Origin of the sequence: Microcoleus sp. K5-D4 (assembly GCF_036704575.1) — a bacterium.
Taxonomy (GTDB): Bacteria; Cyanobacteriota; Cyanobacteriia; order Cyanobacteriales; family Microcoleaceae; genus Microcoleus.
The window spans coordinates 27,608-53,630 of record NZ_JAUBSD010000041.1 but is presented as its reverse complement, the minus strand read 5'-3'; the positions used below and the strand labels follow the sequence as shown (position 1 = coordinate 53,630).

Annotated in this window: 21 protein-coding genes and 1 tRNA gene; 11 read left to right on the top strand and 11 right to left on the bottom strand. The window is 46.2% G+C overall.

Translation table 11 applies throughout. From position 1 onward, the window contains the following. Nucleotides 1-39 precede the first annotated feature (39 nt). Nucleotides 40-2,730 carry a glycosyltransferase family 39 protein gene (locus tag QUA77_RS14870; RefSeq protein ID WP_333450874.1) on the bottom strand — a complete coding sequence of 897 codons (2,691 nt, stop codon included), beginning with the start codon at nt 2,728-2,730 and terminating at the stop codon, nt 40-42. 132 nt (nt 2,731-2,862) lie between these two features. Between QUA77_RS14870 and QUA77_RS14865 the strand changes: the two genes are divergently transcribed. After that, nucleotides 2,863-2,935 (top strand) — tRNA-Phe (locus QUA77_RS14865). Between the two features lie 114 nt (nt 2,936-3,049). On the opposite strand, the gene QUA77_RS14860 is transcribed toward QUA77_RS14865, so the two are convergent. From QUA77_RS14860 to QUA77_RS14850, 3 genes are all read right to left on the bottom strand, one after another. Next, the gene (locus QUA77_RS14860; RefSeq protein WP_333450873.1) at nt 3,050-3,343 is read right to left on the bottom strand and encodes a hypothetical protein; all 294 of its coding nucleotides are present in this window, start codon (nt 3,341-3,343) and stop codon (nt 3,050-3,052) included. 84 nt (nt 3,344-3,427) lie between these two features. Continuing rightward, entirely contained in the window at nt 3,428-4,801 is a 1,374-nt protein-coding gene (locus QUA77_RS14855; protein WP_333450871.1) for a DUF4339 domain-containing protein, read from the bottom strand. 232 nt (nt 4,802-5,033) lie between these two features. After that, complete coding sequence (locus tag QUA77_RS14850) at nt 5,034-5,171, bottom strand: DNA methyltransferase (protein WP_333450868.1); 138 nt, start codon at nt 5,169-5,171, stop codon at nt 5,034-5,036. 170 nt (nt 5,172-5,341) lie between these two features. Here QUA77_RS14850 and ribBA point away from each other — a divergent pair, with 170 nt between their 5' ends. The 7 genes from ribBA (at nt 5,342) to QUA77_RS14815 (ending at nt 16,585) form a co-directional block, all read left to right on the top strand. Then, on the top strand, nt 5,342-7,057 hold the full coding sequence (gene ribBA / locus QUA77_RS14845; protein ID WP_333450867.1) for a bifunctional 3,4-dihydroxy-2-butanone-4-phosphate synthase/GTP cyclohydrolase II: 1,716 nt from the start codon (nt 5,342-5,344) through the stop codon (nt 7,055-7,057). Nucleotides 7,058-7,321: 264 nt separating this feature from the next. Further along, the gene (locus tag QUA77_RS14840) at nt 7,322-7,774 is read left to right on the top strand and encodes an HAD domain-containing protein (protein ID WP_333184626.1); all 453 of its coding nucleotides are present in this window, start codon (nt 7,322-7,324) and stop codon (nt 7,772-7,774) included. 48 nt (nt 7,775-7,822) lie between these two features. Continuing rightward, nucleotides 7,823-9,262: a pentapeptide repeat-containing protein gene (locus tag QUA77_RS14835; RefSeq protein ID WP_333035891.1), complete on the top strand. Its 1,440-nt coding sequence runs from the start codon at nt 7,823-7,825 to the stop codon at nt 9,260-9,262. A gap of 91 nt (nt 9,263-9,353) precedes the next feature. After that, a complete protein-coding gene (locus tag QUA77_RS14830; RefSeq protein WP_333035893.1) occupies nt 9,354-11,087 on the top strand; it encodes an ATP-binding protein in 1,734 nt (577 codons plus the stop codon). A gap of 878 nt (nt 11,088-11,965) precedes the next feature. Beyond that, complete coding sequence (locus QUA77_RS14825; RefSeq protein ID WP_333035894.1) at nt 11,966-12,970, top strand: RNA polymerase sigma factor, RpoD/SigA family; 1,005 nt, start codon at nt 11,966-11,968, stop codon at nt 12,968-12,970. A gap of 390 nt (nt 12,971-13,360) precedes the next feature. Further along, entirely contained in the window at nt 13,361-13,858 is a 498-nt protein-coding gene (locus QUA77_RS14820) for a hypothetical protein (protein ID WP_333035895.1), read from the top strand. Nucleotides 13,859-14,047: 189 nt separating this feature from the next. Next, nucleotides 14,048-16,585: a CHASE4 domain-containing protein gene (locus QUA77_RS14815; RefSeq protein ID WP_333450864.1), complete on the top strand. Its 2,538-nt coding sequence runs from the start codon at nt 14,048-14,050 to the stop codon at nt 16,583-16,585. 49 nt (nt 16,586-16,634) lie between these two features. On the opposite strand, the gene cobO is transcribed toward QUA77_RS14815, so the two are convergent. The 3 genes from cobO to QUA77_RS14800 form a co-directional block, all read right to left on the bottom strand. Further along, on the bottom strand, nt 16,635-17,270 hold the full coding sequence (gene cobO, locus QUA77_RS14810; RefSeq protein ID WP_333450862.1) for a cob(I)yrinic acid a,c-diamide adenosyltransferase: 636 nt from the start codon (nt 17,268-17,270) through the stop codon (nt 16,635-16,637). A gap of 70 nt (nt 17,271-17,340) precedes the next feature. After that, nucleotides 17,341-17,919, bottom strand: a complete 579-nt coding sequence (locus QUA77_RS14805) for a Uma2 family endonuclease (protein WP_333450860.1) — start codon at nt 17,917-17,919, stop codon at nt 17,341-17,343. A gap of 162 nt (nt 17,920-18,081) precedes the next feature. Beyond that, nucleotides 18,082-18,699: a hypothetical protein gene (locus tag QUA77_RS14800; RefSeq protein ID WP_333450858.1), complete on the bottom strand. Its 618-nt coding sequence runs from the start codon at nt 18,697-18,699 to the stop codon at nt 18,082-18,084. 117 nt (nt 18,700-18,816) lie between these two features. On the opposite strand from QUA77_RS14800, the gene QUA77_RS14795 reads away from it, so the two are divergent. The 3 genes from QUA77_RS14795 (at nt 18,817) to rimM (ending at nt 21,777) form a co-directional block, all read left to right on the top strand. Beyond that, complete coding sequence (locus QUA77_RS14795; RefSeq protein WP_333450856.1) at nt 18,817-20,070, top strand: molybdopterin-binding protein; 1,254 nt, start codon at nt 18,817-18,819, stop codon at nt 20,068-20,070. Between the two features lie 212 nt (nt 20,071-20,282). Beyond that, nucleotides 20,283-20,915 (top strand): response regulator, encoded by a 633-nt coding sequence (locus QUA77_RS14790; RefSeq protein ID WP_015179099.1) that lies wholly within the window; start codon nt 20,283-20,285, stop codon nt 20,913-20,915. A gap of 220 nt (nt 20,916-21,135) precedes the next feature. Next, a complete protein-coding gene (gene rimM, locus QUA77_RS14785; RefSeq protein ID WP_333450854.1) occupies nt 21,136-21,777 on the top strand; it encodes a ribosome maturation factor RimM in 642 nt (213 codons plus the stop codon). A 171-nt stretch (nt 21,778-21,948) separates the two neighbouring features. On the opposite strand, the gene QUA77_RS14780 is transcribed toward rimM, so the two are convergent. The 4 genes from QUA77_RS14780 to QUA77_RS14765 form a co-directional block, all read right to left on the bottom strand. After that, on the bottom strand, nt 21,949-22,407 hold the full coding sequence (locus tag QUA77_RS14780) for a phosphate-starvation-inducible PsiE family protein (protein ID WP_333035904.1): 459 nt from the start codon (nt 22,405-22,407) through the stop codon (nt 21,949-21,951). A 359-nt stretch (nt 22,408-22,766) separates the two neighbouring features. Further along, nucleotides 22,767-23,078 (bottom strand): RNA recognition motif domain-containing protein, encoded by a 312-nt coding sequence (locus QUA77_RS14775; RefSeq protein ID WP_332948676.1) that lies wholly within the window; start codon nt 23,076-23,078, stop codon nt 22,767-22,769. A 333-nt stretch (nt 23,079-23,411) separates the two neighbouring features. Beyond that, a complete protein-coding gene (locus tag QUA77_RS14770; protein WP_333450852.1) occupies nt 23,412-23,669 on the bottom strand; it encodes a hypothetical protein in 258 nt (85 codons plus the stop codon). A 19-nt stretch (nt 23,670-23,688) separates the two neighbouring features. Next, a complete protein-coding gene (locus QUA77_RS14765; RefSeq protein ID WP_333450851.1) occupies nt 23,689-25,860 on the bottom strand; it encodes a nitrate reductase in 2,172 nt (723 codons plus the stop codon). Between the last annotated feature and the right edge of the window lie 163 nt (nt 25,861-26,023).

The window sequence follows — 26,023 nt, the reverse complement described above, 5'->3', positions numbered from 1 at the left end:
AGCACAGGCGGGACGCCCGTGCCACAATAAAAGGAATTGTTAAATTTTTAGTTTTTTTAAGAATTGCAAATCTTGCCATGCTTGAATGAGATTACCTTGCATCAGTTGCGCTACACCGTTTAAAACTCTAATTTCCGGTAGATTGGAGTTGAGAGCGAGTGCAGGTTTTAAGGCTGTTTGAGCGGCTTTGGGATGCCAGCCGTACAGGTGTACGAAAGCGAGATAGGCGTAAGCGTAAGGGTTTTTTGAGTCGAGTTGAGTGACTTTTTCTAAGGCGGCGATCGCACTTTCGACATTCTGCTGCAATACCCGAGAAAATGCCAAAGCATAAGCCAATTCTAAATTATTTGGTTCCTGCTGCAACCGATATTCTAACGCTTGTTCCGCTTGCACGGTATAATCTTGAATTGGATCGTACTGATTGATGCGCCCAATCTGCTCGAACACAGGTTCTAAACCTGGCAATCCTTTGGGTAAATTAACCGCCATCGCCCGCAATTGAGTCACCAAATCTAACTCAGGCTTATCTGTATTATCGTCGTTTCCAGGCTCTGCCTGAGAACGCATATCCAGAGGCTCTGCCTCTATCTTAACATTCACTGCCGGCACATTAATCGGATAAGTTTCGCCGGTTTTCCGATTTAGATAAGTAGCTTGCAGATTGTAAGTTCCCGGTGCAATATTAGCAGGAGGAAGCATCGCCGTGCGATCGACAACTCGAAACCCCACAGCAAATTTATCTGCTTCCAGCATCCCCGGATGCAAAGTCGCCTGGGCGATCGCGCGATCGTGTAAAATCTTGAAAGTCTTTCCCGGTGGAATATCGCCAGACTGCTGATTTTGCCACGTTACCAACACTAAACCAGACTGCAACTGCTGCCAAGGCCCAGACCAAGTATAAGTAACCGGCAGCGCGACTCCGGGAACTGCTTTTGCAGCGACAGTAACTCGATCTAATTGTACTTGCGAGCGCGCTTCATTCAACGGCTGTATTTCGACAGGCTGCACACGCTTCCGATAAAGATTTAAATTAGTATAATCGGGCAAAACCCAAGTTTTATCTAACTCAAACTTATCACCTTTTTCAATTGCCGACACCGCTAAATTTTGAGCTTTTTTAATCCGTTCGCGAATCGAACCTTGCGGGCCACTTTTAGTTACAAACCAAGAGAGAGATCGCACATCTTGCGGCACTTCTTTGAAATTCGTTCCCACCTGCCGCCCGTAAACCTGAAAATTAGCCAAAGCACCGTAAAAATTCAAATTATGCTGATTAATTTCCGGCGTCGAAGGCAACACGCCTAAAGTAGATTGCAAATAAGGTTCCCTATCAATAATTTCTGCAATTACCTCACGGTGTGGCCACTCTTTCCCCAAGTAAGGATAGTTAGAATTGCCGGGACTGATAATTTGGACTAAGCTATGTCCAAAAGCCCCTCCCAGCGGCCAGATATGGAAGAGCATCGCCAGAATTGCCAAGCCAATTGTACCCCAGCGAATTTGTCGTCCCCACCGAGAAGGCCACAGGGTTAAACAGTAGGCTAAGAAAATAGATAAAACGGGCAAATAAGGTATCACATATCGGTCGTCTTTGTTGATATTTAGAGAATTAATTAAATAAGCTCCTCCCCAGAAAACCGCCAGCCATCGACAGGAGTTGAGATAAAAGATGGACGAACTATCTTGCCGGCGACGCCAATAAAGTATCAATCCTACTAAGGGAATAAGTAACAGAGGCCAAGAAATGTGTTCGGGTAAGTGCTGACCGTAGTAAATCCAAGCGTCGATCGTATTGATGCCCGGATCTCCTTCGGCGATCGCAGAATCCAGCGTTGCCCGTTTTCCCCCGGTCAAAATTAACAGCCAATTGGTTTTCGCCCAAGGCCCAAACACCGCCACCGACAGCAACAGAGCACCAGTTAATTGACCTAATCTTCCCCAAGCTTTTTGCCGCACCGCACCCACAGCCAGCCACACAATCGGGGTAAATAGAAATAATACGGTAGTGTGTTTAACTAATATTGATAAGCCGAGAGAAATTCCAAAGGCGATCGCCCAAAAGAAAGATGACGCGGAGAGTGAGGGAGTGTGGGAGGGGGAGAGGGAGGAAGGGGGAGAGGGGGAGAATTTATACTTTTTATTCGTTCGTTCTTTCAACTGAGTTCTATCGGTTACATCCGTTACATCCGTTACAGAATCCGTTGCCGAACTTCTTCCTTCTGAAGCCTTCCACATAGTCAGACAATAGAAAGCAAAAGTAATCGCAGCAGTGAGGGGATAGTCGAGCAAAAATTGCAAGCGGAACCGATAAAGTCCCGGTAACAAAACGCAAATTGCAGCGGCCCACAAACCGACTTGCCGGTTAAATAATTGGACGCCCAGACTGTAGACTGAGGCGAGGAGAATTGCACTAAATAATAGATGAACGAGGGTTGCCCGATCGCCCCCAGTACCGAAAACCTGAAGAAACGGAACCGTCAAGATGTATGCCAAGGGCGGAATTTTCGTCGAAAGCAGCCAGAAGTTTGTCCACCACTCCCCGGAAAGCCACTGAGGATGCTGCAACGCCTGCAAGTATTTCAGGCTGCTAGTCAGGTAGTCGGCTTGATCCCACGCCGGGACAGATCGATCGAGGGCAAACCAGAGGCGATCGCTAATTGCCCCCAGCAGCCAAATTATGCCTAAGACAAGCAGACTCTTGCCCTCGCTGTCCCGATGTTGCTGTGCCATTGCGATTTTTGGATTTTAGGTTGCAGCTTTTAGCTTACAGGGGGGGGGTTCCGGGCGAGCGAAAATTAATTGAGAAAAGTGCTTGCTAAATTCTGTATGTGTCTGCTAAGATAGTAAAGCGCGAAAAAACAAGCCGGGATAGCTCAGTTGGTAGAGCAGTGGACTGAAAATCCACGTGTCACGAGTTCAAGTCTCGTTCCTGGCATCGCAAAGCCCTCACAAAGTTGAGGGCTTTTTTTTATGTATAAAGTTGAGCCAACAAAATAATCACCAATGGCATTCAAGTCTCGGCTTGCAGTTGGAGAGACAAAGCATCGGCTCATCCCTGAACCTCTCGTGCCTTGCGAAACTTTTCCTGCAATTGCTCGCACGCAGTCTCTAACGGGATTCCCTCACCCCGCGATAGTTCCGCCTCCGCTTCCTCCACCGAAGAGCGAACCTCCTCCACCCACTCCCAATAAAGCTTCCGCGTTTGAGTCAAAGTCTGGAGGGCTTTTGTAATCACCTCTTCCGGCGAGCTAAACTGCCCTAGTGCTAATTGCGCTTCGATCAATTTCACTTGCTCAGGACTCAAAGTAATATTCATAAAAATCTGCGGGAGTCTCGCTGACACAAATCCATTTTCTAAGAATAGCGCTACTTTCTGGGCAGTGCGATCGTCTTGAGCGCCGATGGATCTGCGGTGACGTGTACTGTCTTATTTTTGAGTGAGGTACGACGCTAATTCTGGAATTTCACCGGCGCGCTGCCACTCGGCTTCCCCGCGCCGGACTTTGGTTCGGGCTGTGATTTCCTGAATCTCCCATAATTGCAATTTGGTATAGGGCCCCTTGGCTTCACCGCTGCGAAACACATACCATTGAGCAACTTCAGGAGTTGGCTGGGTTGATCGTCTCACAGGTTTCATCCGATTCATTCCAGTTGTGGCTTTGAGCTGGTTGAGTTCTTGTTCTACCGGATTCGGAGGCGGTGAGTTAGAATTGGGCGATCGCTTTTTCTTAGCTGAACTCTGACTTTTCTTAGCCTCCGGTTTACCTCTAGCAATTTCTACTTCGCGAGGCCACCCCCAGAAATGCCACAGCGCCACCCAAACTAGGGCTACGGCAGATCCTAAAATCTCTTCTTGTGTTTCTGACGATTCTGAAGACTCTCCAAACAACAGAAAAGCGATCGCACCGAGTACGATCGCTATGAGGTTTAGGTAAATTAGGTTGGTAGCGTCGTTAGCTGCTAAGTGCCAACTGGTTGTGTGCCGAACAAAAGATTGGCTGGTTGCTGTCCTGTTGTGTTTCCAGGCTTTTCGGGCTTGAATCCGGCCGTAACCAGGAGAGTCAGCGGGCCACCACGTCGCGGCCCAATTAACTAGATGCGCTGACCAATACTGTAAAGCTGCATATCCCACTATCCCGCTTAGCAGTACGCAAATAACTAACAGAAAGGTTGTCAGCGGCAGTAGCTGTATTGGCACGATTTCGGCCGTCGCAACAGTTAGCAGGAAAAACGGAGTACCAGTTAATACTGGAACTAACACAAGTTCCAGTATCTTTAGAAGCTCTGCATAGAAAATCCATAAGAATTTAAGAAGATTTTTAAGCAGCTTTGCAAAGCGGAAGTGATACAGGTAAGCAGATGCGATCGCAGTTCCTAGAATTAAAGCAACGAGCGCGCCCGAAAAGCTTCTTAGCGGCAGCATAAAAAGGGCGGTCGGCGGAATTCCCATCACGATTGCTGCTGGCAGTGTGAGAAATGCTATAACGCCTTCCCTCCAGTGCTGCCAAGCCGATACAGTCGGCGGTTGCTGATTGTGTCGGCGAATTTCCACCCACTCTGCAAACTTGGTTAACCCCCAGTGATAGAAAGCAAATAACCAGATTTGGCACAACCAAGCAAGTACGATCGGGGATTCCCAGTCAGAGTTCCTGATGGTGTACCAGTACATCCTGCTAAATCTGTAGGAATAGTAGTAAGCATTGGGCCACAGTAAAGAAACAATCAGCCAAAAGCTAATGCTTAAGGCAAACCCTCTGGCGCACGATGTAGGATCGGGGAGGAATTTCGGCCAATTATTCATGGTTGGGATAATTTGACTGGATATCAATATTGTCCCATTGCGCCGATCTTTCTGGGCAGTGCGATCTTAAGCGCCGCTCGCTTGAGACCGCTCGCCCGCTCTGGGACAATTTAAATTAAGTTGCTGCAATTTACCAAATTTAGAATAAAGATAACTGTGCTTCTCTGAGTTCCTTGTCCATCAAAAAATTATCTATTCTACTAGCGACAATCTGACAGTAATCAGCCCTAATTTAAAATCCAATAACTTGTCGCTGCAAACCCAGAGACACAATTGCTGTAGTCCCGGAACCCATAAACGGATCTAAAACAATTTCCTTTAAATTCGATGCCGACTTGATGATGCGATCGACGAACTCACTCAAGCTCATGAAATATTGGGGAGAGATTTTGTTGACAAGATGCAATAATTATAGTAAGTGACTTTAGAAATATTGTCAAACTCATCTGGATTGGCCGATCGCCCTGTCGGAAACAAAAGGTTACAATCACAAATACATTCTATTTCCATAACATTACTGTTTATAGCTTGAACTCCTCAGTGCCAAATAACAACTCCTCAACTCAATCATTTCAATTTGACTCGATCGACAGCGCCCTCGCAGACCTCAAAGCAGGTCGCCCCCTGGTAGTAGTCGATGACGAAAACCGCGAAAACGAAGGCGATGTGATTTGTGCCGCCCAATTCGCCACCCCCGACAACATCAATTTCATGGCCGTGAACGCGCGGGGCTTGATTTGTCTGGCATTGAGTGGCGAAAGGCTCGATCGCCTGGAACTGCCCCTGATGGTCAGCAAAAACACCGACAACAACCAAACAGCCTTCACCGTCAGCATCGATGCAGTCAACGGCGTCAGTACCGGCATCTCCGCCGAAGACAGAGCCCGCACCATCCAAGTCGCCATCCACCCGGACACCAAACCTCAAGACTTGCGCCGTCCCGGTCACATTTTCCCCCTGCGGGCGATCGACGGTGGCGTCCTCAAACGCGCCGGTCACACCGAGGCCTCGGTTGACCTCGCCAGACTCGCCGGCCTGTATCCCAGCGGCGTCATCTGCGAAATTCAAAACCCCGACGGTTCGATGGCGAGGTTGCCCGAATTAATCGAGTACGCTAAACTCCACAACCTCAAAATAATTAGTATTGCCGACTTAATTAGCTACCGACTCAAGCACGATCGATTCGTCCGCCGCGAAACCGTCGCCAAATTGCCCACTCAATTCGGCGATTTTATGATTTACGCCTACCGCGACACCCAAGACAATTCAGAACACGTTGCTATTGTCAAGGGCGACCCGGCAGAATTTAAAGACAAACCCGTGATGGTGCGGGTGCATTCCGAATGCCTGACCGGCGATGCTTTGGGTTCCCTGCGCTGCGACTGCCGGATGCAACTGCAAGCTGCACTGAAAATGATCGAAAATGTCGGTTCTGGCGTCATAGTTTACTTGCGCCAAGAAGGTCGGGGTATTGGATTGGTAAATAAACTAAAAGCTTACTCGCTGCAAGATTTGGGATTGGATACGGTAGAAGCCAACGAACGGTTGGGATTTCCCGCCGACTTGCGGAACTACGGCGTCGGAGCACAAATGCTCAACGATTTGGGAGTTAAAAAAATTCGGTTGATTACCAACAACCCGCGCAAAATTGCGGGTTTGAAAGGTTACGGGATTGAAGTAGCCGATCGCGTCCCCTTACTAATTGAAGCCACAGATTACAATTCGATCTATCTGGCAACAAAAGCCGAAAAACTCGGTCATATGCTACTGCAAACTTATTTAGTAACAGTGGCGATTCAGTGGAACGAAACGAAGGAAGAAGGTAGAAGCCAGAAACCAGAAGGAAAAGAGGAAGATTCTGCCATTCAAAATCGGTACGAACACCTCGAAAAACTGCGGCATTTGGCGGCTAACCAGCACTTGCTGCTGCAAGAAGAAGCGCGGCCGGTCGGAATAGCCCTTTTCGGAGAAGGCTCCCTCATCGTTCATCTAGGCTTCGATCAAGCCGGACTCGCAGCCCCCGACTGGTACCAAGATCCAAACCATCCTTACGTCAAGGCGATCGGTCAAATTTTGGGCGAAATCAGCACTGAGCCGAATTTGCAAACATTAGAATTCATGGTTTCCTCCGGTGGAGATCCGCTCAAAACCCTGCAAGTCCAGCTCGATCGCGAGACATTCCTTCTGTCGGAATTAGTCGCAATTTGCGATCGGCTCGAACCTCAAAAAATCTACAGTTTTGCTCCTCTTGCCTGAAGGCAGAAGGTAGAAGCCAACCCCCCCTACCCCAGCAGGGGGGAAGGCAGAAGCCAAGAAAAACTGTAAATTTCAGAATAATACTTGTTGATACCAGCATCTTCCTTTCCTCAGAAAGCAGCCACCAATAAAAACAGTGAATAACAATGTTGATTGCAGTCTAACAAGTCGATGTAGCGAACAATTGAGAGAGAATCGTCGCTGCACATTATATTATTCAGCAGTATTAATACTCATCAAATAATTCACTAGGACTTTTAGTTAATGTTAATTTTTTTAGACATTGATGGTGTACTTATTCCTGACAGAAGAAATGGATCGAGTTTGCAAACAGATATAATGAAATTTAATTCAGTTTGCCTTAATCACTTTGAAAATGTTCTTCGTTCCTATCCTAATGCGCGAGTAGTAATTTCATCATCCTGGCGTGAAATATTCCCCTTCGAGGTAATCCCGCCATTATTTTCACCAGATATCGCTATCCGTATTATCGGATTCACCCCTTTTCTCAACCCCAAAAATATTCACCAACACAAATATTTACGACACCAGGAAGTTCTTGAGTATCTTCGACAAAATCAAGCAGAAAACTCACCTTGGGTAGCCATTGACGATATTCCCGAACACTATCCGCCAGATGCACCAGTTGTGGCTATTGATGATTACAATGGTTTTGACCAGAACTCAGCAAAGATACTTTCAGAATATCTAACTTAATTTCAAAGGTTAGGAAAAAAGTATCGGAATAGAGAGGGTGAATTTGACATGGAAATGAACGTTGGTGACTTTCTGCACCGACTCGATCTCAGGGGACAAGCACTTAAAGGCACCAACCTTGGCGGTGCGGAACTCCGGGGAGCCAACCTCCGAGGCACGGATCTCCGAGAAACCAACCTCAGCGGCGCTATGCTCAGGTATGCAGACCTGATCGAAGCCGACCTCAGCGGTGCTAATCTCAGCGGGGCGGATTTAGCTGAATCATTTCTTAATTTAGCTAACCTCACTAGAGCCGATTTGACTGGTGCTTTCCTCCGAGAAGCTAATCTCGTAGGAGCCGAATTCACCGGCGCCAACCTCAAACAAGCAAGTTTGATCAAGGCTAATTTAGTTGGAGCAAATCTCCACGAAGCCAACTTAACCAGAGCCAACCTCAGTGGAGCCGATTTGCGCGGTTCTCAGTTGAGCGGCGCCATTTTAGACAAGGCGGTATACAACAACCGGACTATCTTTCCCGAGGATATCGATCCGGGTGCACTGGGAGCATTTTTGCTAGCTCCCAATGCTTCGCTCCCTGGCTTAAATCTGGCTATGGTAGATTTGACCGAAGCCGATTTAAAAGGAGCCGATTTGCGGCGGACAAACTTATACAAAGCTATTTTATTTGGCGCAAAACTCGATCGGGCAAACTTAGCAGGAGCCAACCTCAGCGCAGCGGACTTGAGGGAAGCTAGTTTGAGCGGTACGATTTTGGAGAAAGCTGTTTACAGCAACAAAACATTGTTTTCAGAAGGCATTGACCCCGCTCTGGGCGGAGCTTATTTAATTGCTCCCAATGTATCGCTGCAAGGGGTAAACTTAACCGGAGCCGACTTAAACGGGTCAGATTTAAGCGGAGCTAATTTGAGCGCTTCTAACTTAAGTTCGGTCAATCTCAAAAATGTAGATCTCAGCAGAGCTAGCTTAAAAAAAGCTTACCTCAAAGGTGCAAACTTGGAGCAAACAGATTTGAGAGGAGCCGATTTAAGCGGCGCAATTTTACACCAAGTAAACTTGAGTTCTGCTGACCTTCGGGGTGTAGACTTAACAAGGGCTGACCTCAGCGGTGCTAATTTAAGAGATGCCGATTTGAGGGAGACAGATTTCACCGGAGCTACTTTGCTGTTCGCTAACTTGAGCGGGGCCGACTTGAGAGGTGTAGACTTGACAAAAGCTAACCTCAGTGGCGCTAAGTTAAACGAAGCTGATCTCCGAAAAGCAGATTTGATGAGAGTAAATTTGGAGGGAGCAGATTTAACTGAGGCAGACTTGAGCGATGCTCATTTATTCCGAGTTAATCTCAGAGGTGCTAACCTGAAAGGTACTAACCTCAAAGGCGCAAGTTTAAAAGGGGTATTTTTGACCGACGCTTATTTGAGCGAAACGGATTTGACCGATATACATCTGAGTCCGAGTTTTTTTGAATTGCCATTAGAATCGGAATGGTAATTAGTTGACTGTTAACAATCAAAAATCTACAATCAAAACTCGCCCCGCGAAAATTGCCCGATTATTAACAATCGAAAATCTAAAATCTAAAATGGATCGACCGTTAGGCTCTGTTATTCAAGGTTCCCTGAGCAAGGGATTAGAAGTGCGACTGCACGCCGATGTTTCGGTGGAAGATATGAGGGTGGGGAAATTTCTAGTAGTGCGGGGGGTGCGATCGCACTTTTTCTGTATGCTCACCGACGTGTCTCTCGGAACTTCTAGCGCCCGCATTTTATCGAATCCTCCCAATCCCGACGACGATTTTCTTCTGGCAGTGCTAGCCGGTAGCAGCACCTACGGTACGATCGAACTTTCGCCGATGTTGATGTTGACTGCTGAGAGAGAAAAACAGCAGGCAATTTTCGACCCGACGAAAAACGGCGGAGCCCGCGAGAATAAGCTGGCGTTAGGAAATTTGGCTTCTTTTGAGTCACAAACGGGCGCGGATATTGAGTTGCTGCCCGTTAAAACTATTCCCAGCCACTTTTCCCAGGTGTTTGATGCCAAAGAAACTGATTTTCGGGCAGTTTTTGGCTGGGAAGATGACCCGTACCGCCGCAATTTTGCGATCGGCAAACCGATTGACATGGACGTTGCTGTGTGCTTGGATTTAGACCGATTTGTGGAACGCAGCAACGGGGTTTTTGGCAAGTCGGGAACGGGAAAATCTTTCCTGACGCGCTTGCTTCTATCGGGAATTATTCGCAAGCAAGCTGCTGTCAATCTAATTTTTGATATGCACTCGGAGTACGGGTGGGAAGCTGTTTCGGAAGGGAAACAGTTCAGCACTGTTAAAGGTTTGCGGCAGTTGTTTCCCGATAAAATGCAGATTTATACCCTCGATCCAGAATCGACAAAACGCCGGGGAGTCCGCGACGCTCAAGAGTTATTTTTAAGTTTCGATCAAATTGAAGTGGAAGACATCGCGCTGGTGCAGCGCGAGTTAAATTTGTCGGAAGCTAGTATCGAAAATGCGATTATTTTGCGAAATGAGTTGGGCAGTGGTTGGATAAACAAGTTGTTGGAAATGACCAACGAAGATATCCAAATGTTTTGCGAAGAAAAGCGGGGGAATAAGTCTTCGATTATGGCTTTGCAGCGAAAGTTAGAGAGATTGAATGATTTAACATACATTCGTAAACGCTGTCCAAAAAATTATGTAACTGAAGTTTTGCAGTGTTTGGATGCTGGCAAAAATGTAGTAATTGAGTTTGGTTCGCACTCGGATTTGCTGTCGTATATGTTGGCGGCAAACGTGATTACTCGTCGCATTCACGGATCTTACGTACGAAAAGCTGAGAAGTTTTTGCAGAGTAAAAATCCGTGCGATCGCCCGCAGCCGTTGGTGATTACCATTGAAGAAGCTCACCGCTTTCTCGATCCGGCGATCGTGCGATCGACTATTTTCGGGACAATTGCCAGAGAAATGCGAAAATACTTTGTCACCCTACTGATTGTAGACCAGCGTCCTTCCGGCATTGATGCCGAAGTCATGTCGCAAGTAGGCACCCGCATTACAGCCTTGTTAAACGACGATAAAGACATCGATGCTATTTTCACCGGCGTTTCAGGAGGGCAGAGTTTGCGTTCTGTTTTGGCAAAACTCGACTCCAAACAGCAAGCATTAGTTTTGGGCCACGCCGTACCGATGCCCGTAGTCGTGCAAACTCGCCCCTATGACGAGCAATTCTACAGGGAAATCGGGGATATTGACTGGCAAGAAATGCCCGATGAACAAGTATTTGCCGAGGCAGAAGCTGCTAAAATGGATTTGGGATTTTAGATTGACAACTGCTAGATTCATTACAGAACTTAGGCAAAGGTTACTGTAAATTAGTCGGGGCGCAGAATTGGCGATCGCTGGCAATGACAGAAATATCAGATTTTTGCCTCAGTTATAAACGAAAAAGTGCGATCGAACCTCAAAAAAATTAGCCCCCAGCTTTCCGTCAGAAGCTTTTCCCCTTTCACCCCCTCACCCCTCATCCCTAACTGCCCAAAATTTGCCTAAGCTTAAACATGATGGAGATGATGGAGCCTCGCAGCACAATGAAAGTCAAACAGGGCAACAGCCAGCCTTTATACACCTTGTCGTTACTCGTAGCAGAATTGGATTAGCATATTTAAATAAAAATGTCAAGAAATATTTTAAACAGTTACTCCCATCTAATACGGCGATCGAGTTCGGTTATCTCGCATCCCACCATCTAGGCAGCGAGAAAATTTCAAGCGATGATGGAACAGAGAGCAAAACAAAGCCCTCGAATTGCATGAGTCTGTTTGCATGAGTATTGTGAAGTTGAGTGGCAGTTAAAACTAACAGGGAATTCAAAACCTTAAGGAAAAATGTAGAATCTTGACCTTAAGACAGAGGTTTTTACCCTTTACGATCCTCAAAATTGGGAATAATATTGAGAAAACTAAACTCTTGCTTCACTTCGCCTTGAACTAGCCGTTAAAGCTAGCGAGCTACCGAAAATCGACGGGGATTACTGGAAAATCCAGCACAAAAGTAATCCCAAACAAAAAGCTTCTACCGATCGTCACCGATAAACATGAGGGGAAACATCCCCTTTGTCGCAGTCTTTATCCCACTTGCAAAAGTGGGACAGGGTATCACCAACTTTTTATCTGTTGTTACAAGGAGTGCAATACTCACCCATGTCCACCACAACCCCCAAAAACAAAACAGTGAAAGCCGATCGCATGGGCAGCCGGCCATACTCCTCAACGGATACGGTTCGTACCTATCTGCACGAGATCGGTCGCGTACCCCTGCTAACCCGAGAAGAAGAAATTGTTTTCGGGAAGCAGGTGCAGCAAATGATGAAATTAATCGAAGCAAAACAAGCACTTGCTAAAGAATGGCAGCGGGATCTGACGAATCAAGAGTGGGCTGCCGAAATGGAGTTGACCGAACCTGAACTTAGCCGCATCTTACACATAGGGCGGCGGGCAAAGCAAAAGATGATTGAAGCGAATTTGCGGCTAGTAGTGGCGATCGCCAAAAAATACCAGAAACGCAATATGGAATTCTTGGATTTAATCCAAGAAGGCACCCTCGGTTTAGAACGAGGAGTCGAAAAATTTGACCCGATGCGGGGATACAAATTTTCTACCTATGCCTACTGGTGGATTCGGCAAGCAATTACCCGCGCGATCGCCCAACACGCCCGCACAATTCGATTGCCAATTCACATCACCGAAAAACTCAACAAAATCAAAAAGGTGCAGCGGGAACTCACGCAGCAGTTGGGCAGATCTCCCTCCCCCGGGGAAATTGCCGCAGCCTTGGAACTGCACCCTTCCCAAATTCGGGAATACCTGCTGATGGCAAGACATCCAGTTTCTTTGGACTTGCGGGTAGGAGACAACCAAGATACCGAATTGCAAGAACTCTTAGAAGACGAAACGGCATCTCCAGACAACTACATTACCTCGGAATTACTGCGGCAAGACCTCAATACTTTGATATCAGAACTTACCCCCCAGCAGCGAGATGTAATAATTCTGCGCTTCGGTTTGGAAGACGGCACGGAAATGTCTCTGGCGAAAGTCGGAGAACGGTTAAATCTCAGCCGGGAACGGGTGCGGCAGCTAGAACATCAAGCCCTTGCCCACCTGCGGCGCCGCCAATCTCAAGTCCGAGAATACTTGGCTAGTTAGTCACTAAAAAAGTTGAGATTTTGGGAAATCTCAACTTTTTTTTTTCATGTTGGCGCGGCTGGGAAGGATACTTTTATACCAGTTAAAAAAAAGAATGCAACTGTAGACCCGTACTCGAAACCCTTATGAAATACGTCACGCCACATTATTCAATTCTTTAATCTAAAATTAAAAATCTAAAATGGTATTATTTGAGGGGTCGATCGCGCGATCAGGGCGGAGGCAAAATTGGTCCAAACTAATCTTAGATTTAAGTTCAGGAACCGGGCGGGCGATCTTTCCTTCAAGTTAATAGCCAACATTAAGCCAAATACCCGGTTTCTCTCCGATCTTTGTGAAACTGGTACAAGAGGCGCTTGGAACCAGCTATTTTAAATTTTGGGGTCTGGAGTGGTTTTGACTTATTTGATATTGACAGGAAGTTTAGAAGCGATCGCGATCGTGCTTGCTCTCTCGCCCGGTAACTTGAGCATCGCATTCCCCGCACACCGATCACAGGACTCGGACATCAAATCCGACATTTTGAGCTGGCAATCCCCCCCAAATCCTGCGCCAGATACAGCTAGCACAGGTTTAGGAGAGGGCATTTATCTCTACGGCCAGTCGAGCAACCCAGATGAAATTAAACAAGAATATTTTGTATTTGAAATGCGGCAGAGTAAGGTAGTAGGAGCTTTTTACCTGCCTCGGTCTGCTTTTTACTGTTTTTACGGCACAAGCGATCGAACTCAGTTAAATTTAACAGTAGTTGACACTTACGACGGCAGTCGCTCTCCCTACTCCGTAAACCTGGAACAGTATTACCCAATTTCTACCATCAGCGAGAACGATCGGCGCATCTTGGGTATTTGCAAAGAATCTCACAAACAGCAGGTGTGGGAAAAGTAGGAAACACGCGCTGCGCCACCAGTCAATCGATTTTAGATTTTAGATTTTAGATTTTAGACTTGAAGAAAGCAACCCCACTGATACATCGGGTGCCCCCGGACTAAATTGCTTTCGGTCAGGGTTCAGGAAACAGTAGTAAAATTGCTCCTGAGTTTGAGAATTTCGGACGGACACCACACACATGGCAAAATGAAACTGCGTCGGAAAACACTATCGATAATTGGCATTACCATCGCTGGATTGACTGGCATTCTCTATGTCGCCTCCTCAAGCATCCTCTTGGGCAGCCTGATCAAAGCAGAGGAACAAGAAGCCACACAGGTTGTCAAGGGAGTGCTCAATGTGTTCGGGCAAACCGCAGATGACTTTAACTCGCGCTTTGCCGACTGGTCGTCCTGGGACGACACCTACACTTTCATCCAAAACCGCAACTCAAAATTCATTGCCTCCAATTTAATTCCAGAAGGGCTGGCTAATATAAGAGTTAATATAGCCATATTTGTCAATACTTCTGGCAAAATAGTTTACAGTACGGGTTTAGACAGCCAAAAGCTGAAACTAACGCCTGTTCCAGAAGCATTAAAACGGCGCATTTCTCTCAGCGACCCGCTGTTGCAGCACCCCAACGCCAAAAGCAGCCTCGCTGGTATCCTGCTGCTACCGTCAGGGCCAATACTGATTACTTCCCGGCCTATTCTCACGACTAAAAGCACTGGCCCGATCCGAGGTACGCTGATATTCGGGCGCAATTTGGATGCTGCGGGCATTGCGAAGGTTTCTAAAATTACTCGCTTGCCACTAATCGTACACAGCGTGAATGAGGGTCGGTTGCCTGCAGACTTTCAGCAAGCGCGGGAGAAAATGTCGGAAAAAAAACCAATTTGGGTGCGTCCTTTAAGCGAAGAGTCGATCGCAGGTTACGCTTTGATCCGCGATATTTACAACCAACCTGCGCTGCTATTGCGGGTGGATATCCCCAGAGAAATATATCGGCAAGGTCAAATTAGTTTGCTGTACCTGTTGGGGTCTGTAGCGTTAGCGGGAGTTGGGTTGGTCGGCTGCACTCTGCTACTGCTAGAGCGTCTGGTGCTGTCTCGGTTGAGCGGTTTGGCGAAAGCAGTGAACCACGTCAGCAGCAGCCAAGACCTGTCGGTGCGACTGCCGGTTACGGGCGAAGACGAGTTGTCCGACCTTGCCCATACTATCAACGGAATGTTGAGTGCGATCGCCCAAGCCGACAGCGAACAACTTGAGGAAAAAGCCCGCTACAGAGCCGTAGTCGAGCAAGCTACAGATTGCATTTTCCTGTGGGACGCTCAAACCAAACGCCTTTTGGAAGCCAATACAGCGTTTAGAAACTTGCTCGATTACAGTCCTGATGCGATTTCGCAACTGACTATCTACGATATCATCGCTTACTCTAAAGACCTAATTGACAACAATATCGAGTTGCTGCTGACGGACAAACAATTTAGAATTGGCGAAGTTCTCTACCGTCGCCGAGACGGTTCCTGCGTGGATGTGGAAGTGAGCGGGAGCGTGATTTCCTACGGCGGCCGCGAGATTATTTGCACGGTTGTCCGCGACATTACCGAGCGCAAACAAGCCGAAGTCCAACTGCGAGCCTCGGAAGAACGCTACAGACTTTTGTTTAAAAATAACCCCCATCCGATGTGGGTTTACGATTTAGAAACTCTAGAATTTATAGCCGTCAATCAGGCTGCTGTCCAACACTACGGCTACACTCGCGACGAATTTCTCAACATGACCGTTGCGGACCTTCGTCCCTCCAAAGAGCTGCCGAAATTGCTAGAAAATATATCCCAAGTAGATGCCGATATTGAGTTTGCAGGTGTGTGGCAGCACCAGAAAAAAGACGGAACAATTATTGATGTAGAAATTACTTCTTATGCTCTGGTATTTGATAGCAGAAATGCTGAATTAGTTCTGGCTCACGACGTGACCGACCGCTTGCAAGCCGAGGCAGAACTCTACAAGGCAAAGGAAGCCGCAGAAGCCGCTAGTTTGGCTAAAAGTCAGTTTTTGGCTAACATGAGCCACGAACTGCGAACTCCTCTGAATGCAATTATCGGTTACAGCGAGATTCTGCAAGAAGAGGCTTTAGATTTGGGCGAAGAAAATTTTGTGTCGGATTTGGAGAGAATTCACCATTCAGGCCAGCTTTTACTTTCCTTAATTAATGATATTCTGGACTTGTCGAAGATTGAAGCCGGTCACGCGGAACTTGAATTAGAAACTTTTGACGTGTCCCAGGCAGTTCAAGATGTAGCCAGAACTGTTGAACCGCTATTTTTGCGAAACACTAATCGTCTGAATGTGGAGTGTCCTAATAATATTGGCGAAGTGTATTCGGATCAAATTAAGTTTACTCAAATTTTGTTTAATTTGCTCAGCAATGCCGCTAAGTTTACTCATAAAGGAACAGTTACACTCAGCGTGGAAAAAATTAAAAATGACGAGAATATTAGGGATTCGGAACTGTTAATTATTAAGTGTACTGATACGGGGATTGGGATTACTCCTGAACAGCTACAAAAATTATTTCAACCTTTTACGCAAGCTGATGCTTCGACTACCCGCAAGTACGGAGGTACGGGTTTGGGTTTGGCAATAGCGCAGAAATACTCTCAGATGCTGGGGGGAGAAATTACTGTGAGTAGCGAGTTTGGCAAGGGATCAACTTTTACTCTGATGTTGCCAGCATAGCTCTTTTTTAAATTTTAGAGGGGCGAAAAAGTCTTGACTACAAACAACATTAATACTCAATGCCTGGTTGAGCTTTAATCCCTTGTTCTCGGAATGGATGCTTAACTAAAGTCATTTCTGTCACCAAGTCTGCCCGTTCTATTAGCGCTGGCGGGGCGCCTCTGCCTGTTAAAATAATGTGGGTTTCTTCTGGTTTTTTGTCTAACCCGGAAAGCACTTGCTCGACTTGCAAATAACCTAGTTTTAATGCTATGTTGACTTCATCTAGAAGAACTAATTTAAATTCGGGATTACAGATAAAAGTTAGGGATTTTTCCCAGGCTTTTTGAGCTGTTTCAATATCTCGGTCGCGGTCTTGCGTGTCCCAGGTAAAGCCTTCTCCCATTGCGTGAAATTCTAGCTGTTTTTCCCAGAGTTGAAAAACTGCTTTTTCTGCAGGTTCCCAAGCTCCCTTAATAAATTGTACTATAGCGACGCGGTATCCGTGACCGAGCGATCGCACAACCATTCCCAAAGCGGCCGTGGTTTTGCCTTTACCGTTACCCGTATTGACTATAATTAAACCTTTTTCTTTGGAGGAGTTAGCGATTCGCTGTGATTGCACTTCTTGGCGCCGCTGCATTTTCTGTTTGTGTTGTTGGGCTGTTAACCCAGTGGTTGCAGTGGTTTCTATATTGGTTTCCATAGTATTTTTTAACCGCAGATGAACGAGAAAGATGAACGCAAATAAACGCTGATAGATGCCATATGTCTAGTTATTGCCACAGTGTTTTCAAGTTTAGCACGAAACCGGGCAAAACATCTTCTCCTGAAAGTTCTGTTGGACATTCCAAAACTTCTATTTCTTGTCCTTGGCGATAGATTTCGACGCTCCGGGTTTTGCGGTTGATTAACCAGCCGAGTTTTACTTGATTATTCATGTATTCTTGCATTTTGTCTTGGGTATCTTTTAAACTGTCGGTTGGCGACATTAACTCTAAGACAAAATCCGGGGCAATGGGAGGAAATTTTTGTTTTTGTTCGGGAGTGAGTGCATCCCATCTTGATTTTTTAATCCAAGAGACATCGGGAGAACGATTGGCACCGCTTGGCAGTTTGAAGCAAGTTGAAGAATCGAAACAAATTCCCAGTTGAGTTTGTCGGTTCCAAATCACAAAATCCGCATTAATTTCTGAATTGTAATTTCCGGTTTCTCCTCCTGTGGGTGGCATGACGATTATTTCTCCTTTGGCGTTGCGTTCAAATTTGACATCGGGGTTTTCGCGACACAGTTGATAAAATTGGTCGTCGGTTATTTTGGCGATCGAGTTGAAGTTGATGGTAACTGCTATCATGGTATTTTATCAGGATGCGTGGGGATTTTTAAGCCACATAATGTATATGAAGGCGGATAAATGCCGATCGATGCAGATGTTGTAAATATTATTATTAAGGGTTAAGAGGATTTCAGGGATATCTTTTTATGCACTTTCGCTCATTATATCACATCGTTATAACTAGCTATTAAAAGTTTTATCAAACGCTTTTTGGAGGAAACAGTTACAGACATACCAATAATAAAATGCAATGTTGATTTCGCTAAGCAATTTAGGTACTCCCTCTAGTAAACTGGAGAATATCTTGTTTTTTAAATGCAGGGAATCCACGCCGATCGCCAAAAACAACAAGCCTACACCCGCTAACAATATTTGGTAGGGAGTTAACTGTAGTTCTCGCCGAAAAAACCATCCGTAGGAAGACAAAACCACGGCGTATAAAAGACTTACTCCTAGCTTAGGAATTCCCCCTGCTACCATATATATATGAATTCTGTAAATTTCATTTAGTAAAAATCCACCTGTTAACAAAGCCGAAAACAGAATAAATCGATTGTCTGAAGTGCGCGGTTGAATACTTTGAGCTAATTTATAGGTAAAAGTACAAACAATGACGGGTACAGAACATAAAATTTGGAAAGTCCGAGTTAACAAGGCGACATTGGGATGGGGATAAGAATAAGGCGGAAAGAATAAATCGCTGACTTTTAACCCTGAAAGCTGAGTGAAAAATATCAGTATCGCCACCAAAAATAAGGATAAACAATTGAGTCTAACAACCAAACGAGAAATAGTCATAAGCAATTAACACCAAAAATTAGGTTGACTGCCCAAATACAAAAAAATTATATCACCAATATCTCTGGATATTTTGCTAAACTTTATCATGAGTGTTATCAAAACAAGGAGACAGTCATGCTGTCAGTGAAAGAAGCAGAATCGATCGTTCTAAATTTGGCGCAACCCCTCGACAGTCAGCGGGATGTAGAAACTGTAGACTTGCTGGCAGCATCGGGGCGCATTTTGGCTGCACCAGTCACTGGTTCCCTGGACTTTCCTTATTGGGATAATTCAGCAATGGATGGGTACGCGGTGCGGTTTGCGGATGTGGAAAACTGTAGCGCCGAAAAACCCGTGGTACTCGAAGTAGTTGAAGAAATTCCAGCCGGATATCAGCCTCAAAATACCGTTCAATCGGGGCAAGCGGCGCGAATTTTTACCGGTGGGGTGATGCCTGTCGGTGCTGATACGGTGGTAATGCAGGAAGAAACGAGGGGTGAGGGCGATCGTATTTTTATCTTAGTTTCTCCTGAAAAACCGCAAGCATTCGTCAGGCACAAAGGCGCTTTTTATCAAGCAGGAACAACTTTGCTAACTCCCGGTACAGTTATCTATGCCCCAGAAATGGCGGTGTTAGCAACTGCCCAGTGCATTCAAGTTCCAGTTTATCGACGGCTGCGGGTGGCAATTTTTTCTACGGGTGACGAATTGGTCTCGCCAGACGAACCTTTGGCACCGGGGAAACTGGTAGACTCGAATCAGTATGCTTTGACAGTTTTGTTGGCGCAAATGGGATTTGAACCGATTCGATTGGGGATTGTTCCTGATAATGAAGAGGCGTTAAACAAGGCGATATCCCTGGCTGTGGCGACAGCGGATGTGGTGCTTTCTACGGGCGGCGTCTCGGTAGGAGACTACGATTATGTCGAGAAAATTTTGGCGGATTTGGGAGGAAAAGTTCACATTAGTTCTGTGGCGATTAAGCCGGGGAAACCTTTAACGGTTGCTGCGTTTAAACGAGGTGAAAAAAATTCGGATTGTCTCTATTTTGGTTTGCCGGGAAATCCGGTTTCGGCTTTAGTCTGTTGTTGGCGGTTTGTTGTGCCTGCTTTGAGAAAGATGTCTGGGCTGGGCGCGGATGCTTGGGGGCCGGAGTTTGTCAAAGCTAGGTGTAATGCTGAATTGCGATCGCCTGGCCGACGCGAAACTTATATTTGGGGTAAACTGCATTTAGTTGCCGGAGTCTGGGAATTTGAACCTGCTAGCGGCAGCCAAAATTCAGCGAATTTAATTAACCTCGCCAATACAAGTGGTTTAGCAGTTTTGCCACCAGTGGAAACCGGGATTTTACCAGGCGAATTTGTAGAGGTTTTAAAAGTTAGTCATTAGTTAGTTGTTTGGGTTATTTGCTATTGGTTTGGTATAAGTTCATGTAAAATATTAACAACTAAGTAATCTTCCTCCTTCCGACTTCCATCGGACTGACATCCGTTACATCCGTTACATCCCGTACATTGCTCGTTGCCGAACTTCATTCTTCCTTCTATCCTTTACATCCGTTACATCCGTTACACAATCCGTTGCCGAACTTTCTTCGTATTATGAAAATTTTAATTGTTGAAGATGACCCGATGATGCAACTGGGATTAGAGCAAGTTTTGGCCGATTCCCCAGAAATAGAAATAGTAGGACAAGCAGAAGATGGCTATTTAGGCGTAGCAGCCGCACTGAAACTCAAACCTGATATTATTGTAATGGATATCGGTTTGCCACGGCTCGACGGCATAGCAGCGACGCAGCAAATTAAAGCACAACTGCCAGAAGTTCGAGTAGTAATGTTAACTTCTCACACGGCAGAAACTGAAATTATTGCTGCCCTTTCTAGTGGTGCTGATGCTTATTGTATTAAAGGTGCTTCTGTAGACAGGCTGTTAGCAGCGATTGCAGCCGCAGCAGAGGGCGCTACATATCTTGACCCTCAAATTGCCCGGACTGTCATCGAACACCTTAAACCCCCGATACCTGCCTCTACAACTACTTTTGGCCAGTTGTCGCAGCGGGAATTGGAGGTGTTAAAATTAATGGTGGAAGGTAACAGCAATCCAGAGATAGCAGCGGCGCTTTACTTGAGTCCAAATACTATTAAAACTCACGTTCGCGGTATTATGAATAAGTTGGCAGTGGATGACCGCGTGCAAGCAGCAGTTGTAGCACTGAGAACAGGATTGGTGTAAAGAAGGAAGTTCGGCAACGGATTGTTTAACGGATTTAACGGATGTAGCGGATGGATGTTGATGGAAGAGGGAAGTTCGGTAACGGATTTAACGGATTTAACGGAAATCCGCAAGAGGTTCGATGGAATAATTCTTAGTTACCAATTCCTAATTACCAATTACCAATTAGCAATTTCCAATTACCAATTATCAATTACTAGCAATTAGAGTGATATAATCTATGTCTGAATGGATAGAAATCGGTAAAATTGTAGCAGCTCAAGGTTTGGACGGGGAAGTGCGAGTCTATCCCGATTCTGATTTCCCCGAAAGGTTTATCGAACCGGGGAAGCGGTGGATTTTGCGCCCTAACAAAAGTGAACCGGAACCGATCGAGTTTTTGGGCGGTCGCTACATTCCCGGCAAAGGGCTGTATGCTGTAGAGGTAGAGGGTGTGGAAGACCGCGACGGTGCTGAGGCGCTGCGGGGCTGTAAGTTGTTTGTTGAAAAGACCGATCGACCTTACCTCGAATCTGATGAGTTTTACGTCCAAGATTTGATCGGTATGGAAGTTTTTAACCAGTTAACCGGGGAAATCCTAGGCAAGGTAAGTGATATTATTCCCGCAGGTAACGACCTTTTAGAAGTAGAAACGAATCTAACGGCGCCGGAAACTGTCGCCGCAGAATTAGAAAAGCCAAAACAGCGTGAAACTCCACAAGCCAACGCTGACCCCAGAAATACCCGCAAACCACGGAAAATTCGCGTTAAAGAGCCTAAATCCACAAAAATATTGATTCCTTTTGTGGAAGAGATTGTGCCAGTTGTTGACTTAGAACAAGGCAGAATTGAAATTGTGCCGCCTCCTGGTTTATTGGAATAATATCATTTCTGGTCAATCGACCGGATATGATAGATCAATTCTAAATAAGTCGTAAATTTTTTACTCCACCCCAACCCTCCCCGCGGGTTCGGGGAGGGAGTAAGAAATTCACAAATGATGCGAGGATTGCTATATTAGTTATTTAAAATTCCCACTTCTCAATTCCCGATATTAATCCTTTCCTCTATTTGTGCACCGCACTATCAAGTAACTGATGGAAAGCGCGAAAATTGCAATTGCCAAACCAATCAAGTCGGCTGCTGTTTTCTTTTCCAGGTCAAGAATGATTATTTTTCGAGATACTGCTATCAAAGAAGTTACAATAACTAGCTCTACTTGAATTACGTGCTTTTTCAGATAAGCTGTAATATTTTCCAAGATTTCCAGAGCAATTAAAACATTTAAAAATAACCCAAATATGACAAACAACGTGTCTTTTAACAAATTATCAGTGTGGTTTACCAATTCTTTTGCTAAAAAAATCAGCAAATCGCAAACGCTGAGGAGAATTACCCAAATCATCGCCAGTGATAAAATTTTCGATATTACTACTTCTACACTTTCTGTAAAATGCAGAAAATTTTCATCACTACTTGACTTGGAAATTTGCCTAAATATTTTTTTCAGCATAAAAGTGATTTAGTCTTTATTCTTAATGATTCTGTCATTGTTCGGTACACTTTGCAAGCGCCAAACTCTGTGATTGCCTGGTTTTACGGGGCCACCCGGGCACTGGGGAAGGCGACTCTCTCTGCTTGTTATATTTTCTAGTTTTTCCTGTCAGCTAGGAATCGATCGCACGCGATCGACCTCCTGATTAATAATTTTTGCCATGAAAAAACCTCAAACTATTGTCTAGCAATATTTTGAGGCTTTTAAGGCGCGGTGCTACACTGAACTAACTATCTATTCTCAACAGAGAATGATTGTTGACTCCCAGCTTGCTCCGACGGAATACACAAGTGAGCTAAAAATTTAGCTCGGGTGGTTTAGTAGCGACGAGAATTGCCACCGCGATCGTTGTTACCCCAGTTACCGCTGTTAGAAGAACCACGTTCTTCGCGGGGTTTTGCCTTATTGACCTTGAGGTCGCGACCCATCCACTCAGCACCGTCAAGAGCCTCAATGGCTGCAGCTTCTTCGGCTTCAGTAGACATTTCTACAAAAGCGAAGCCCCGCATCCGACCTGTTTCCCGGTCAGCAGGCAACTGAACGCGCTTTACTGTACCGTACTCTCCAAAAGTTTGGTTGAGGTGCTCCTGCGTTACTTCGTAGGATAAATTGCCGACATAGATTGACATTGAACATTCTCCAGAATCAGAGTGTGTAGAGATTTAAATCCGGAGGAACGCCGATCGAACGAACTGTACTGCCGAAAATAAAGCCTTGTAAAACGATTATAGCACCTATAGGTGCAAACTGCAATTGTCTGACTCAATTAATTAAAAAGAACGCACAAGGCATCCACCAGAAGACATTCTCCCGAAGGAAAAACCCCCCATCAAGAAGGAACAACTCAGAATAAATAAATTTAATTTTCCTTGTTTCCGAGCTCTGGCGGGGAAACGCAGTTTTTAGGCTGCGTAATGGCATAACGATTTTAGCTTTTAGATCTGGGATTTAGGATTTAAGATTTATGTGTAGGGTATGTCCGGGTTCAAAATTGCTCGATCGAGAGAGGTTGTTACCCCAAAAACGGATACAAGCCCCGGACTCCTGTCGCGAAAAGTGCAAAATTTTAGAGTCTTGTTCAAGAGCCCAGATTCATCTTTGGAGTAAATCTCCAATAGTTCGACTGAGCGCTCGCCGAACGTCTCGCCGAAAGTCAACCACGTTCCTCCCCATGTCGATCGCCCGCGGCTTCCCGCTCGTTCTTCGGTGATTTGTAACATCCAGTAGTTGCGCGGCAGCTCAAGAAGTGACGGCCAGGGTGGATTTTGCCCAATTAAATTCCTCAACTTCTGCTGATGTTTCTGCCCCAACCAGCACCAACTGCACCGCACAAGCTTTTAACTCGGGCTGTTTGGAATCTGGACAGCTTGCAGCATGAGTCATAGCATTGGCTTCAGCACCTTCAGCCCACAGAGAACCCCAGTGCATCGGTACAAATAGCGTACCTGGGGCGATCGCCTTTGTGACTTTTGCTGGAAACTGCGCCTTGCCGCGGCGCGATCGAACTTCCAGCAAATCCCCCTCCTTAATCTGCAATTTGGCAGCATCGCGGGGGTGAATTTCCAAAAACGGATCGGGGTGCAATTGATTAATTTTTTCTGTTCTACCCGTCCGCGTCATCGTGTGCCAATGTCCGTAAACTCTTCCTGTCGTCAACACAAACGGATAATTCGGATCGGGAGGTTCTGCCAGTCCCCGCGAGTGATAAGCCGAAAACCTCGCCCGCGCGTCAGGAGTGTGAAAACGCCTGTCAGTGTACAGCCGTTTCGCTTCTTGGGCTGGATGCACAGGCTCGTTTTCCCGGCAAGGCCACTGCTGCGGGCCTTCTTGGCGGATGTATTCGTGGCTCAGACCGGTCATGTCGCAAGGCTGGCCCCGCGTCAACTGCGCGTACTCTGTAAAAACCTCCGCACTGTTGTCGAAAGCAAAGTGTTCGGCAAAACCCAACCGCCGTCCCACCTCGGCGAAAATCCTCCAGTCGTCGCGGGCTTCCCCGGAGGGAGTGTCGAAACCCGGACAAAACGTAACGCGGCGTTCGGAATTCGTCATCACCCCAGTTTTTTCGCTCCACTGCGTTGCCGGCAGCAGGATATGAGCGTAGGCGGAGGTTTCAGTGGGATAGTAAGCTTCTTGATAAATAGTAAAGGGCGATCGCAGCAAAGCGGCTTTAGTGCGTTCCAAATCCGGCATACTCACCACCGGATTGGTAGCTGCAATCCACAGCAACTCGACCTCGCCAGTTTCCAAACCGGTAATCATCTCCCAAGCTGTGCGCCCCGGATTCGGGGAAATGCTTCCCGGTGCGATTCCCCAAAACTCCTCGACTTGGGTTCTGTGTTCAGTATTTTTCACAAATCGGTAGCCTGGGAGCAAGTGAGACAGTCCTCCTGCTTCCCGCCCTCCCATCGCGTTTGGCTGGCCGGTGAGGGAAAACGGGCCACTTCCCGGTTTGCCGATTTGACCAGTCATCAAGTGCAAATTAATCAGCGATCGCACCTTTGCCGTGCCTTCCGACGACTGGTTCATTCCCATCGACCACAGCGACAAAACCCGCTGCGACTGTTCCCAGTAGTTTGCTGCCGTTTCTAACTCGCTGACAGTAATGCCGCAGCGCGAGGCTACAAACTCCGGCGTGTAGCTGTTAATAACCTCAGCAAAAGCAGAAAAATTCGCCGTGCATTCTTCAATAAACTCAGAATCTATTGCTTGTCTGCGTAGCAGCAAATATGCAATTCCATTAAGCAAATCTATATCCGTACCCGGTGTAATTGCTAAGTGCAAATCCGCCGCTTCAGCAGTCGGAGTCCGCCTTGGATCTACCACAATCATTTTGACATGGGGATGCTTTTTGTGGTATTTTGCTAATCGATTGAATACAATCGGATGGCATTCCGCTGCATTGCTGCCAATAATAAAAGCGCAATCTGTTAATTCTAAATCGTCGTAACAGCAAGGCGGCCCGTCCGAGCCAAAACTTTGAACGTATCCAGAGACTGCTGAAGACATACACAAGCGAGAATTAGCATCAAAATTATTAGTACCCAGACAACCTTTCATTAGTTTCTGGGCAACATAATAATCTTCTGTAACGAATTGACCCGACCCGTAAACGCACAAAGCATCGGGGCCGCTGGTGCTGCGAATTGTTTGGATGCGGTTAACAATTGCATCGAGAGCTTCGTCCCAGCTAGCGCGACGGAACGGTTGGTCGAGAGTATCTCGCATCATCGGATACAGTAGCCGATCGCTCCGAATGGACTCTGCTACGGTTGCTCCCTTAATACAAACCATGCCCTGACTCGATGGGTGATTGCGATCGCCCCGCACTTTCCAACTTTGTTTTTTGTCGGGAACAACTTCTAGACCGCAACCTACACCGCAGTATGGGCAAAGAGTTTTTATAGTTTCCATCTGGTGATTTTAGATGCTAATTTTTGAAAGCTAATGGGTAATTCGTAATTCGTTATTATAGTCGGAACTGAGGGCTCCTGCAAATAACGTGAGAATAATTACTAAATTTCCGCATATATGCTTCCCAGAAACGGACAATACCCTGATTTAAAATTACCCGCTA